The following is a 12,821-nucleotide window of genomic DNA, read 5'->3' as shown; positions in this document are numbered from 1 at the left end:
CCGCCGCCCGCCGCCCACGAACCGGCGACTCGGCCTCCTCCGCCGCCCGCCGCCCACGAACCGGCGACTCGGCCTCCTCCGCCGCCCGCCGCCCACGAACCGGCGACTCGGCCTCCGTCAGCTGGTCCACGGCCGCCCGGCGACCCACGGCCGGCGAACCGGGCAGGGGGCGCCGGGCACGGGGGCCGGCGGGCGACGCCGCGTCGGCGGCGGGTGCCCCCGGCACCGGCGGGGCGTTCCCCGTCATCGGCACCGGCGGTGGGTTGCCGGCCGCCGGCACCGAGGGGGCGCCCCCGGTACCGGGTACCGGCGGATCGTCGGGTACCGCGGCACGGCGACGCCCGGCGCCGGAACCCGGGCGGGGGCCGGCACCGCGACCGCGGGCGGGCGTCGGGTCGACGCCGGGGGGCACCGCGGCGCCGGGAGCGGTCGGGCCGTCCGCGCGCGGCGGCCGTCCGGTCGGGTCGGCGGGCAGGCCGGGCTCGGCCGGGCCGCGCCGCATCCGCGCGGCCCGCGGATCGCGCTCGGCGGAACCGGGGCGCGGGCCACCGGCCGGGGGCTGTGCCGCGCCGGGCGCGGGCACGCCGGCCCGGCCGGCGGTCGCGCCGCCGGGGCGACCGGGATCGGTCGGGTCCACCACCCGCGGCGGCCCGTCCACGCTCGCGCGGCGCGGACCGGCCGCCCCGGGGCCACCGCCCGGGAGCGGGTCCGGCCCGCCCGGTGCGGGTCGGCGACCGGCGTCGGGACCACCGGTGGCCGGCCGGCGGGCCGGCTCGACCGGGACCGACCCTCGGCCGGCCGGCTGGCGGGGCGCGCCGCCGGGCGCGCCGGAGACCGGCCCGGCCGGTGCCCCGGAGACGGGTCCGGTCGGTCCCCCGGAGACGGGTCCGGTCGGTCCGCCGGAGACGGGTCGGCCGCGTCGCTCGGCGCCGGGCGGCGGCCAGCCGGCGGCCGGCGGCGGGCCCTGCCGACCGGGTGGGCCGGCCGGGGCGGCGGGACCGGCGACCGGTGCCGCCGGGTTGCCGGGACGGGGTGGCTCGGCCGCCCCGGGCCACGGGCCGTCGACCGGCCGGGACCGGGGCGGCTCCGCGTCACCGCGACGCGGTGGCGGCGCCGCGGCCGGGCCGCCCGCCGGGCCGCGTCGGGCCGGCGGGGCGTCCGGACCGGGTGGCACCGGGGCGTCGGGGCGCGCGGGCGCGGCCGGCTCCGGCGTGCCCCCGCCGGGGCCCAGCTCGCCGCGCTGCTGCTTGGCGGTACGCAGGTCGTCGATCCAGCCGAACTCCTCGCCGCTGATCGGCTCCTCCGGCTCGGCCTCCGCCTTGCCCCGGCCCCAGCGGCGACCCTTGGCGCGGGAATCGCGCCGCTCGTCCGGGCCGTCCTCCGGTCGCTCCGAACCACGCGATCTCACTGCTGACCCTCCCCGGCGGCGTTCCTGCCGCCAACCTGTGCCGCGCCGGCGCCCGGGCCCGTCGACCGACGGCCGTTGTCCGACCCGTCCCCCCCGACCGGCGCCACCGGTCGCGTGCTGTTGCCGGCCGCCTCCGGCACCGGACCCTCCGGCCGCGCCTGCTCCGGAGCGGCCGGCGTCGGCAGGCCCCGGACGATGCGCCGCAGCAGCGGCAGCCGGGTGGCCACCGCCCGCTCGGCGCCGTGCTGGCTGGGCTGGTAGTAGTCGGTGCCGACGAGGGCGTCCGGCACGTACTGCTGGGTGACCACGCCGCGCTGGTCGTCGTGCGGATAGCGGTAGCCGGTGCCGTGCCCGAGCCCCTTGGCGCCGGCGTAGTGCGCGTCGCGCAGCCCGCGCGGCACCGGCCCGCCCCGACCGGCCCGCACGTCGGCGATCGCCGCGCCGATCGCGGTGGTGGCCGAGTTCGACTTCGGCGCGGTGGCCAGGTGGATCACCGCCTGGGCGAGGTTGAGCTGGGCCTCCGGCAGGCCGACGTACTCCACGGCGTGCGCCGCCGCGGTGGCCACGCTCAACGCGCTCGGGTCGGCCATCCCCACGTCCTCGCTGGCGAAGATGACCAGTCGGCGGGCGATGAACCGGGCGTCCTCCCCGGCCACCAGCATCCGGGCCAGCCAGTGCAGCGCGGCGTCCACGTCCGAGCCCCGCATGCTCTTGATGAACGCGCTGGTGACGTCGTAGTGCGCGTCGCCGGCCCGGTCGTAGCGGACCGCCGCCACGTCGACCGCCTGCTCGGCGGTGGTCAGGTCGATCCGGCCGGTGCCGAGCGCCGTGGCGGAGGCGGCGGCCGCCTCCAGCGCGGTGAGCGCCTTGCGGACGTCGCCGCCGGCCAGCCGGACGAGGTGGTCCTCCGCCTCGGCCTCCAGGGTGAGCGCGCCGGCCAGGCCCCGCTGGTCGGCGACCGCGCGGCGCAGCAGGCCGCGCACCGCCACGTCGTCCAGCGGCTGCAGGGTGAGCAGCACGCACCGGGACAGCAGCGGCGAGATGACCGAGAAGTACGGGTTCTCGGTGGTCGCCGCGAGCAGCGTGACGGTGCGGTCCTCGACCGCGGCGAGCAGCGAGTCCTGCTGGGTCTTGCTGAACCGGTGCACCTCGTCGATGAAGAGCACGGTCTGCGGGCCGCCCGAGCGGCGCTGGCGGCGGGCCGTGTCGATCACCGCGCGGACGTCCTTGACACCGGCGGAGAGCGCCGACATGGCGACGAAGCGACGGTCGGTGGCCTGGGCGACCAGGTGCGCGATGGTGGTCTTGCCGCTGCCCGGCGGCCCCCACAGGATGACCGACATCGGCGCGCCGCCGGAGACGAGTTGCCGCAGTGGGGCGCCCGGGGCGAGCAGGTGGTCCTGCCCGACCAACTCGTCCAGGCTGGCCGGGCGCATCCGGACGGGCAGGGGCGAATCCGCCGCCACCGCGGTGAAGCCGTCGACACCACCGGAACCCGCGGGGGCGCTGGGCGCTCCGGCGGGTTCACCGAGGGAAAAGAGGGCGTCGGACTCCATCACGAGAACAGTACCGGGCCCGGCCGACGACGCCGGAATCGCGCCGCGGCCGGGCCTTGGTGATCGGTTCCGGTCAGCCCCGGCCCGGTCGCCGGCCTCGGTACCAGCGCCCGCCACCCGCGCCGCGCGGGCCGCTGCCGACCCCGGCGAGGTAGAGGGAGAGCAGCAGCAGGCCGATGAGCACGAGAGTGTTCCAGTTGAACAGGTCCGGCGCGCCGAAGTTGGTGTTCAGCAGGTCGATCAGCAGGGCGAAGCCGAAAACGATGGCCGCGAGAATGGCGAGCATGTCGTTCCTCCGGTAGGGGGGTCCCAGTAGGTCGGGCGGGATGTACCCAATCGGTCCGCGCGCCAATCTCCACCGTGGACCGGCCTGGTCGCCGGTGTCCCGGACCTCGCCGCCACGACCTCCGCCGGGGCTCTACGCTGGGCACATGATCATCGCCGACCAGGTCCTGGAGGGGCGGGACGCCATCCTGGCGGCCGCCGATCACCACCCGTACGCCCGGCACGCGCTCTGGCGCGGCGGGCGGCCGCGCGGCTGGCGGCGCGACGGCGCCCTGGTCTGGCTGCTCGCCGGGCAGGGCCCGGCCGGGGGCGGGCTCGGCGCCGCCGAAGCGGCGGTCCAGGTGGCCGCCGGACTGGCCGCCGCCGGGGCGCTCGCGCCCGGCCAGTGGCTGCACCTGCCCCGGCTCGACCCGGCGACGCTGGACGGGCGGCTCGACGTGGACCGGCACGACGAGTGGGACTTCCGGTGGACCGCGACGCCGCCACCGCCGCAGCCCGGCGAGGAACGGGTGGAGCGGCTGACCGCGGCCGACCACCCGGCGCTCACCGAGCTGATCGACGCGGCCTTCCCCACCACCACCTCGCGCCCGGGCGACCCGCGGGTGGTCGACTGGTACGGCATCCGCGACGGCGACCGGCTGGTCGCCTGCGGGGCGGACCGCAGCCGGGGCGACATCGGCTTCCTCGCCGGCCTGACCGTCGCGCCCGGCCTACGCGGCCGGGGCCTGGGCGCGGCGCTCACCGCCGGCATGACCCGCGCCCTCTTCGCCCACCACGACACCGTGGCGCTCGGCGTCTACACCGCGAACGTCGGGGCGGTCCGGCTCTACCGGCGGCTCGGCTTCACCGGCACGCTGGCCCGCAGCTCGGTGCGCCTGGCCTGAGCCGCCGGCGGTAACCCGGGCCGGGCTCGGCGGCCCCGGTCCTCGGGCCGTCCGTTCCCGGCACCGGGCCCACGGCGACGATGATCGTCTGCTGCCGGGGAGGGCCGATCACCCGGTCGGCACCTGCTCGGCAGCAGATGATCACCGGACCCGGCGCGTGCGTCGGGCGCGAACCCGGTCGCGCGTGCCGTCGGGCGCGAACCCGGTCGCCCGCCGGGGTGGCGGGGAGCCGTGAGCGCTGCCCGCCGCGACCGGTCAGCCGCCGGGGGCCGGCGCGGCCACCTCCGGTCGCCGGTCCGCCGGGTCGTCACCCGGCGGCGTGCCCGGCTGCCCGCCCGCGTCGGGGGTGTCCGGCGTGGCGCCGGGCGCCGGCGGGCCGCCGCGCCCGGCCCGCCAGGCGGGCAGGTAGAGCGGTGCGGCGAAGGCGAGCACCACCGCTCCGACCAGCATGGCGGCGGTGACGCTGACCGCGTCCGCGAGCGCGGTGAGCGCGATCGCGCCGATCGCGAAACCGGGCTGACCCATCATCGAGTTGAGCGAGATCACGCTCGTCCGGTAGGGACCGTCGACCTGCCGGTGCAGCAGCCCTATGTGCAGCGGGTTGGACGCTCCGTGCACCGTGTAGCAGGCGAGGTAGGCGACCAGCACCCCGACCGGACCGGCGAAGAGCCCCATCCCGACCACCGTGACGCCCTGGACGATCCGCAGCAGCGCGGCGCTCGGCGCGGCCCCGAGCCAGCGCAGCAGCAGCGGGGTGAGCGCGGCGCCGGCCGCCCCGGCCAGCCAGGCCGCCGAGTTGGCCGGCCCGAGCAGCGCCGCGGCCCGGTCAGGGTCGCCGACGACCTCGGCGAGCCGGACCGGGAGCAGAGACTCGAAGGTGACCATGCCGAAACCCCAGAACAGCTCGACGGCGACCAGCGCGAGCAGCACCCGGGAGCGGCGCAGCAGCCCGAACGCCTGCCCCACCATCCGGGGCGCCTCGGCGACCGACGCCCGCAGCGCCCCGGTGCCCTTGCCCGGGCGCACCTCGCGGAGCAGCACCAGCAGGGCGATCAGGGCCACCGCCTGGAGCGCGATCGCGGCCAGCACCGGCACGGTGAGCGCGCTGACCGGCCCGAGCGGGCCGAGCGCGACCAGGCCGCCGCCGAGCAGCGCACCGGCGCTGATCGCCACGCCGATCACGGTGCCGGCGTAGCCGAGGCCCGGCTCGTACGTGGCGTCCGGGTCGGCGGCCAGGGTGGCGTCGACGTACCAGGACTCCAGCGGGCCGCTGTCCAGCGCCCGGAAGATCCCCTGCAACGCCCAGACCAGAAAGAAGAGCGCGAAGGAGTCGGCGACCGCGAAGAGCGCGAGCGAGGCGAGGTTGACCAGCCAGGCGGCGACCAGGACCGGCCGGCGCCCGAGCGCGTCGGCGAGCCCGCCGGTGGGCAGCTCCAGGGCCAGCACGACCAGCCCTTGGGCGACGGAGACCAGGCCGATCTGGGAGAGCGTCAGGCCGCGCTCCTGCATCAGCAGGATCATCACCGGGATCACCAGGCCGGTGGGCAGCCAGCGCAGCCCGTGCAGCAGCAGGAAGCGACGCCGGACCTGGCGTACGGACAGCGCGCTCATCGCTTCTCCTCCACCCGGGGGAAGGCGGCCAGGAAGACGTGCACCAGCTGGGCGTGCGGCTCGTCGGGCACCGGCTCTTCGTGGTAGCGCATCAGCAGCTGCCACAGCTCGTCGTTGAGCGCCCGCAGCCGGGCAGGGCCGAGCTTCAGCACCATGTCGCCCATGCCCGCGGCGTCCCGCCACTGGCGGGAGTAGCCCGGCGCCGCGGTCATCCACCGCTCGGCCTGCTCGGCCATGATCCGCACCTGGTCGGCCTGGAGCCACTCCACCGCCGCCCGGGCGTCCGGGTCGTCGTCGAAGTCGGTGGGCTCGAAGTTGCTGATGTCGTGCGCCGCCCGCCACCACCGCTGGCGGCCGCTGCCCAGGTCGGGAGCCTCGGTCACCAGCCCCACGTCGGCGAGCTGCCGCAGGTGGTAGCTGGTCGCGCCGGTGTTGGTGTCGAGCTTCTCGGCCAGCGCGGTCGCCGTCGAGGGCCCGTCGACGCGCAGGGTGCCGAGCAGCCGCATGCGCAGCGGATGGGCGAGCACGCGGACCTGCCGGGCGTCGAGGTGCACCTCGCGCGGGGCCGGCCGACCGCTGTCGGGGGTGTCAGGCATGTATGCACAATAACTGTGCACAGATTCTGTGCACAAGAGTTATGCACAGAATCTGTGCACGTTGCGCGACCGACCCGGCGTCACACGCCCGCCCCTGCCGAAAACGCGCTCGATCCATGAAGGAGCAGCCTCAGCGGCGGTGGCGGCCCCATCGGATCGAGCGCGATCGTCGAATCGGCCGGGCAGCGGATCGGGCCCCGGACCCCGCCCCGAGGGGTGGCGGCTCCGCTCCCGACCGGTCAGGCGGCGAGGAGTTCGCGGACGCCCCGCAGCCGGGTCCGCAGCAGGCCGGCGGCCCGGGTCGAGTCCAGGCGCACCTCGGTCGGGCGCAGCAGGCCGGACGCGACGCCGGTGCCGGTCTTCATCCCGGTCGGGTCCAGGCCGAACCGCGCGGCGACCAGCAGGCCGAGCTCCGCTCGGCTGACCGCGTCCGGGCCGGCCACGTTGAGCGGACCGGCATAGTCGGTGTCGACGAGTTCCAGCACGGCGGCGGCCAGGTCGGTGACGTCGACCGGGCAGCGCTTCTCGTCGGTGAACAGGGTCGCCCGGCCGGCGAGGGCCTCCCGGCAGAGCTGGATCTGCTTGCTCCCCTCCCCCACGATCAGCGAGGTGCGCACCAGCGCCGCGCCGGGATGGACCGCGCGCACCGCCGTCTCGGCCGCCGCCTTCGCCGCCCCGTACGGGAACACCGGCGTGGGCGGCTCGTCGTCGGCGTACGGCTCGGGGCGGCCGCCGTGCAGCGCGTCGCTGGACAGGTGCACCAGCCGCGCCCCCACCTCGGCGGCGGCGCACCCGATGTGGGCCGCCCCGTCGGCGGTGACCGCCCAGTCGGCGTACCGGTAGGGGGTGCCGACGACGGCGTCCGGGCGCACCTCGGCGACCAGCGCGCGCACCGCGGCGCGGTCGGTCACGTCCAGCCGCCGCGCCTCGACCCCCGCCACACCGAGGGACCCCGAGTGGTACGTCCCCACCACCGACCACCCGGCGGCCACCGCCCGCCGGCACACCTCCGCCCCCAGAAAGCCACTACCCCCGACCACGAGCAGCCTCATCCCGCCCCACCCCCAGCGTTGATCAGGAAGCCAGCGTCGTGGCACGCCGTGGAGTGACGCACCAAATTCATGATCAACGGGGATGAGGCGGGGCCTGGGCAGGGGCGCTCAGGTGGGGTCGGCGACGGGAGCCGCGGGGCCGGCGGTGCCGGTGTGCGGCGCGGCCTGCGGCTTCGGCTTGGCGTCGATGCCGGCCTCGGCGCGCTGCTGGGCGGTGATCGGGGTGGGCGCCCCGGTCAGCGGGTCGAACCCGCCCCGGGTCTTCGGGAACGCGATCACCTCGCGGATCGAGTCCGCCCCGGCGAGCAGCATGCAGACCCGGTCCCAGCCGAACGCGATGCCGCCGTGCGGCGGCGGGCCGTACTTGAACGCCTCCAACAGGAAGCCGAACTTGTCCTGCGCCTCCTCGGAAGTGATGCCGAGCAGGTCGAAGACCCGTCGCTGCACGTCGCCGCGGTGGATACGGATCGAGCCGCCACCGATCTCGTTGCCGTTGCAGACGATGTCGTACGCGTACGCCAGGGCCCGGTCCGGCGCCTCCTCGAACCGGTCCACCCAGTCCGCGTTCGGCGAGGTGAAGGGGTGGTGCACAGCCGTCCAACCACCCGCCGCGCCGTTCTCCTGGGCGGAGGCCGGCTCGAACATCGGCGCGTCGACCACCCAGCAGAACGCCCAGGCGCTCTCGTCGACCAGCCCGGCCCGCTTGGCGATCTCGACCCGGGCCGCGCCGAGCAGCTCCTGCGCCTCCCGGGTGTTGGCGCTGGCGGCGAAGAAGACCGCGTCACCGGGCTTGGCGCCGACCGCGTCGGCCAGCCCGGCCAGGTGCGCCTCGGAGAGGTTCTTCGCCACCGGGCCGCGCGCCTCGCCGGTCTCGGCGTCCAGCACCACGTACGCCAGGCCGCGCGCGCCGCGCGCCTTGGCCCAGTCCTGCCAGCCGTCCAGCTCCTTGCGGCTCTGGCCGGCCCCGCCCGGCATCACCACCGCACCGACGTAGCCGCCCGCGTCGATCGCGCCGGCGAAGACCCGGAACCCGGTGCCGCGCAGATAGTCGGTCAGCTCGGTCAGCTCGACGCCGTAGCGCAGGTCCGGCTTGTCGGAGCCGTACCGGGCCATCGCGTCGTGCCAGGTGATGCGCGGGATCGGCCGGGAGATCTCGTGGCCGGCCAGGTCGGACCAGAGCGCGGCGACGATCGCCTCGCCGAGGTCGATCACGTCGTCCTCGGTGACGAAGGACATCTCGATGTCGAGCTGGGTGAACTCCGGCTGCCGGTCGGCGCGGAAGTCCTCGTCCCGGTAGCAGCGGGCGATCTGGTAGTACCGCTCCATGCCGCCGACCATCAGCAGCTGCTTGAACAGCTGCGGCGACTGCGGCAGCGCGTACCAGCTGCCGGGCTGCAGGCGCACCGGCACCAGGAAGTCGCGGGCGCCCTCGGGCGTCGAGCGGGTCAGCGTCGGGGTCTCGATCTCCAGGAAGTCGCGCTCGTGCAGCACCGCGCGGGCCAGCTGGTTGGCCCGCGAACGCAGCCGCATCGCCCGGGCCGGGCCGCTGCGGCGCAGGTCCAGGTAGCGGTAGCGCAGCCGGACGTCGTCACCGGCCTCGACCTGGTCGTCGACCGGCAGCGGCAGCGGCGCGGCCTCGGAGAGCACCTCCAGCTCCACGGCGGTGACCTCGACCTCGCCGGTGGGCAGCTCCGGGTTCTCGTTGCCCTCGGGGCGGCGGGTCACCTCGCCGGTCACCCGGACGCAGAACTCGTTGCGCAGCGCGTGCGCGTCCTCCTCGCGGAACACCACCTGGACCACGCCGGAGCCGTCGCGCAGGTCGACGAAGATGACACCGCCGTGGTCGCGCCGGCGGGCGACCCACCCGGCGAGCGTCACCGTGGTGCCGGCGTCCGTCGCGCGCAGGTTGCCGGCGTCATGGGTACGGATCACGACTTGCGTCTCCTCATCTGCGGTACACGTCTGCTCCCCGCATTCTGTCAGGCTCCTCCGGCCGCGGCTGGCACCGGGCGGCACCTGGTGGACCTCGCCCGGAGGGCCGGTGACGCGACGCACCGGGTGCCGGCCGCCCGGGCGGCCGGCGAGGTGGCGCCGCCGCCACGAGGGCGGGCCGCCGGATCGCTCCGGCGGCCCGCGGTCAGGCGAGGGATCAGAAGACGCTGACGCCGTAGCGGCTGAGCGCCTCGGTGACGGGCTGGAAGTAGGTGGTGCCGCCGGTGCGGCAGTTGCCGCTGCCGCCGGAGGTCAGGCCGAGGGCGGTGCTGCCGCTGAACAGCGAGCCGCCGCTGTCGCCCGGCTCGGCGCAGACGTTGGTGCGGATCAGGCCGGAGACGGAGCCCTCGGCGTAGTTCACCGTGGCGTTGAGCGCGGTCACCGAACCGCTGCGCAGACCGGTGGTGCTGCCGGAGCGCTGCACCGACTGGCCGACGAAGGCGTTGCCGGCGCCGGTGATGTCGCGGTAGCTGCCGTTGTAGAGGTAGACGTTGCCGGCCGCGTTGGCGGAGTTGTTGTGCCGCACGATGCCGTAGTCGTTGCCCGGGAAGCTGCTGCCGGCACGGGTGCCGAGCAGGTTGGTCTGCGCGGAGTTGCTGTACCAGCTGGACGAGATGTTGGTGCAGTGCCCAGCGGTCAGGAAGTAGTAGGTGCTGCCGCTGCGGACGTTGAAGCCGAGCGAGCAGCGGCCGCCGCCGCCGGCGTAGATGGCCTGGCCGCCGGAGATCCGGGTGCTGAGCACACCGGCCTCGGCCTCGATCCGGACCGCGCCGTTGGTGCGCGCGGCCGCGGCCTTGACCCGCTCCAGCTTGGCGCCGGTGACGGTGCTGTCGACGGAGACCACGACCTGGTTGGTGGCCGGGTCGGTCCACCAGGCGGTGCCCGGGATCTTCGCGCTGTTCTCCAGCTCGGTGGTGGCCCGGGCCAGCTCGGTCGCGCCGCGGGTGACCAGCTTCGGGGTGGCGCCGGCCGCCCGGACCTGACGGGCCGCGGCCGCGTCGGTCACCGTGACGACCATCCTGCCGCTGGCGTCGGCGTACGTGCCGGCGGAGCGGTCGCCGAGACGTTCTGCCAGGCCGGCCGCGGCATCGGGGGTGGCGGCCGCGGGTGCCGCCTGGGCCGGGGCGCCGAGCAGCGAGCCGGCGACCAGGGCTCCGGCCGCGGCCACGGTGGCGGCACGGCGGAGGGATGACCTCGTGGGTCGCATGTAACAACCTCCCGGAAGGGGGTGACAGGGCGCGCCGCGGGGGCGGCGGACCCGGGGACGATGCCGGCCGATCTGGGGCAACCGGCCGGACTGAGTGAAGTATTCACATGTTTAAGATCCTGAGCAAGACCCTCTTTGCCCGTATTGACCCGACACCCCGATGTAACACCGGAGCAACATTGTGGACAGAGTGCGTCATCTATACGATCTGGCCACCGCAGCATGTCCGGCACCCGTGATCCGGAGGCCATCATGTCCCTCACCCGTCGCGCGCTGGCCGTCCTCGCCAGCGCCACCGCCACCGTCACCCTGCTCGCCGCCGCCCCCACCGCCGCCCAGGCCGACCCCGGCCCGCCGCCGAGCTCGATGGCGAGCCTCGGCGACTCCATCACCCGCGGCTTCAACGCCTGCGGCTGGTACGTCGACTGCACGTCGCGGTCGTTCAGCACCGGCGACTACTCCAGCGTCAACAGCCACTACCTGCGGATCCGCGCGGTCAACCCGGCGATCGGCGGCCGCAACCACAACGACGCCCGCTCCGGCGCGAAGTCCGCCGACATGTACGGGCAGGCCGGCACCGCGGTCAGCCAGGGCGTCGGCTACGTCACCATGCTGATCGGCGCGAACGACGCCTGCACCAGCTCGGAGTCGAGCATGACCCCGGTGAGCACCTTCCGGGCGAACATCGACTCCGCGCTCAACCGGATCAGGGCGGGCCTGCCCACCGCCCGGGTGCTGGTGATCAGCGTCCCCGACATCCACCGGCTCTGGTCCGTCGGCCGGACCAGCGGCAGCGCCCGCTCCGCCTGGTCGCTCTTCGGCATCTGCCAGTCCATGTTGGCCAACCCGACCTCGACCGCGCAGGCGGACGTGGACCGGCGGGCCCGGGTCCGGCAGCGGGTGGTCGACTACAACACCCAGCTGGCCCAGGCCTGCGCGGCGTACGGCGCCAACTGCCTCTTCGACGGCAACGCCGTCTTCAACTACCCGTTCACCCTGAGCCAGCTCTCCGGCTGGGACTACTTCCACCCGAACACCAGCGGCCAGCAGGTGCTGGCGAGCGTCTCGTACGCCGCCGGTTTCCGCTGGTAACGACCGACCGCGGCGCGCGGGCGGGACGCCCCCCGTCCGCGCGCCGCCGCGCGCGGTGGATCAGTCGACCCGCCTGCGCGCCCCCGGGCCGGGCCGCGGCACCACGTCGCGCACCGCGGTCACCGGGTGCCCCCGCTCGCAGCGCAGCTCGACGTGCACCTCGCCGCCGCAGTCCCGGTGCCCGACGCTCAACGGCGAGCCGTCCGGGTCGGCCAGGTGGCGGTCCCCCCAGCCGAGCACGGCGACCAGCACCGGCCAGAGGTCGAGCCCCTTCTCGGTCAGCCGGTACTCGTGGCGCGCCCGGGTGCCCGGCTCCCGGTACGGCTCCCTGCGCAGCACCCCCTCGTCGACCAGGGTGGCCAGCCGGTTGGTGAGCACCTGCCGGGGGATCCCGGTGCGGACCCGCATGTCGTCGAAGCGGCGCACCCCGTTGAACACCTCGCGGAGCACCACCAGGGTCCACCTCTCGCCGAGGACGGCCATCGCCCGGGCGATGGTGCAGTTCTCCACCGACCAGTCCAGTGCGGGGGGTCTCATGCCCCCAAGGCTAGGTCTGATTGACAGACTCAGCAACGGGCTGCCAGGCTGAGTCCATGACACAGACGCAGGGTCGCAGCCGCACCTTCTCCTGGTCCGACCCGGGCCTCAGCGCCGCGCACCTCGGCCGGCGCGGCGGCCTGGAGCTGCTCCGCGCGATGATCGACGGCGAGCTGGCCGCGCCGCCGGTGATGCACCTGCTCGACATGGCCCGGATGGAGGCCGACGAGGGCCGGGTCGCGGTCGAGATGGTCCCGCAGGAGTTCCACTACAACCCGCTCGGCACCGTGCACGGCGGGGTCATCTCCACCCTGCTGGACACCGCCGCGGGCTGCTCGGTGCACACCACGCTGCCGGCCGGTGTCGGCTACACCTCGCTGGACCTGAACGTGAAGTTCCTCCGTCCGGTCACCGTGGACTCCGGCACCCTGCGCTGCGAGGGCAGCGCGCTGCAACGCGGCCGGCGCACCGCGCTCGCCGAGGCGAGGCTCTTCGACGCCCGGGCCCGCCTGGTCGCCCACGCCACCTCCACCTGCCTCATCTTCCCCCTCGACTCCCCCGACTGACCCCCACCCGGTCCCGCCGAGCTGGCACTTCGGCC

The 12,821-nt window shown here is 75.7% G+C and carries 11 protein-coding genes and 1 pseudogene; 3 read left to right on the top strand and 9 right to left on the bottom strand.

Annotated elements, in window-relative coordinates; all coding sequences use genetic code 11:
• The 3 genes and pseudogenes from AC1WTP_RS31120 to AC1WTP_RS31110 all read right to left on the bottom strand — a co-directional run.
• Window positions 1-1,408, bottom strand: a pseudogene (locus AC1WTP_RS31120) (hypothetical protein); the annotation flags it as partial.
• On the bottom strand, window positions 1,405-2,964 hold the full coding sequence (locus tag AC1WTP_RS31115) for a replication-associated recombination protein A (protein ID WP_481652806.1): 1,560 nt from the start codon (window positions 2,962-2,964) through the stop codon (window positions 1,405-1,407). The pseudogene AC1WTP_RS31120 and the gene AC1WTP_RS31115, both read right to left, overlap by 4 nt.
• Before the next feature lie 73 nt (window positions 2,965-3,037).
• Window positions 3,038-3,250 carry a hypothetical protein gene (locus AC1WTP_RS31110; RefSeq protein WP_481652805.1) on the bottom strand — a complete coding sequence of 71 codons (213 nt, stop codon included), beginning with the start codon at window positions 3,248-3,250 and terminating at the stop codon, window positions 3,038-3,040.
• A 145-nt stretch (window positions 3,251-3,395) separates the two neighbouring features.
• Here AC1WTP_RS31110 and AC1WTP_RS31105 point away from each other — a divergent pair, with 145 nt between their 5' ends.
• The gene (locus tag AC1WTP_RS31105; RefSeq protein WP_481652804.1) at window positions 3,396-4,133 is read left to right on the top strand and encodes a GNAT family N-acetyltransferase; all 738 of its coding nucleotides are present in this window, start codon (window positions 3,396-3,398) and stop codon (window positions 4,131-4,133) included.
• A 255-nt stretch (window positions 4,134-4,388) separates the two neighbouring features.
• Here the strand turns inward: AC1WTP_RS31105 and AC1WTP_RS31100 are convergent, their stop codons facing one another.
• The 5 genes from AC1WTP_RS31100 to AC1WTP_RS31080 form a co-directional block, all read right to left on the bottom strand.
• Window positions 4,389-5,744 carry an MFS transporter gene (locus tag AC1WTP_RS31100; RefSeq protein ID WP_481652803.1) on the bottom strand — a complete coding sequence of 452 codons (1,356 nt, stop codon included), beginning with the start codon at window positions 5,742-5,744 and terminating at the stop codon, window positions 4,389-4,391.
• On the bottom strand, window positions 5,741-6,340 hold the full coding sequence (locus AC1WTP_RS31095) for an ArsR/SmtB family transcription factor (RefSeq protein WP_481652802.1): 600 nt from the start codon (window positions 6,338-6,340) through the stop codon (window positions 5,741-5,743). The genes AC1WTP_RS31100 and AC1WTP_RS31095 overlap by 4 nt, the downstream gene beginning before the upstream one ends.
• A gap of 239 nt (window positions 6,341-6,579) precedes the next feature.
• A complete protein-coding gene (locus AC1WTP_RS31090) occupies window positions 6,580-7,392 on the bottom strand; it encodes an SDR family oxidoreductase (protein ID WP_481652801.1) in 813 nt (270 codons plus the stop codon).
• Window positions 7,393-7,500: 108 nt separating this feature from the next.
• Window positions 7,501-9,324 carry an aspartate--tRNA ligase gene (gene aspS, locus AC1WTP_RS31085; RefSeq protein ID WP_481652800.1) on the bottom strand — a complete coding sequence of 608 codons (1,824 nt, stop codon included), beginning with the start codon at window positions 9,322-9,324 and terminating at the stop codon, window positions 7,501-7,503.
• Window positions 9,325-9,541: 217 nt separating this feature from the next.
• Window positions 9,542-10,591: a S1 family peptidase gene (locus AC1WTP_RS31080; protein ID WP_481652799.1), complete on the bottom strand. Its 1,050-nt coding sequence runs from the start codon at window positions 10,589-10,591 to the stop codon at window positions 9,542-9,544.
• A gap of 222 nt (window positions 10,592-10,813) precedes the next feature.
• Here AC1WTP_RS31080 and AC1WTP_RS31075 point away from each other — a divergent pair, with 222 nt between their 5' ends.
• Window positions 10,814-11,683, top strand: a complete 870-nt coding sequence (locus tag AC1WTP_RS31075) for a GDSL-type esterase/lipase family protein (protein ID WP_481652798.1) — start codon at window positions 10,814-10,816, stop codon at window positions 11,681-11,683.
• A gap of 60 nt (window positions 11,684-11,743) precedes the next feature.
• Here AC1WTP_RS31075 and AC1WTP_RS31070 read toward each other — a convergent pair whose 3' ends face one another.
• Window positions 11,744-12,220 (bottom strand): winged helix-turn-helix transcriptional regulator, encoded by a 477-nt coding sequence (locus AC1WTP_RS31070; RefSeq protein WP_481652797.1) that lies wholly within the window; start codon window positions 12,218-12,220, stop codon window positions 11,744-11,746.
• 56 nt (window positions 12,221-12,276) lie between these two features.
• Here AC1WTP_RS31070 and AC1WTP_RS31065 point away from each other — a divergent pair, with 56 nt between their 5' ends.
• Entirely contained in the window at window positions 12,277-12,786 is a 510-nt protein-coding gene (locus tag AC1WTP_RS31065; RefSeq protein WP_481652796.1) for a PaaI family thioesterase, read from the top strand.
• Window positions 12,787-12,821: the final 35 nt, after the last annotated feature.

The organism is Micromonospora sp. R311, assembly GCF_056780015.1.
The sequence above is the reverse complement of the archived record's forward strand: the minus strand, read 5'-3'. Positions and strand labels throughout refer to the sequence as shown.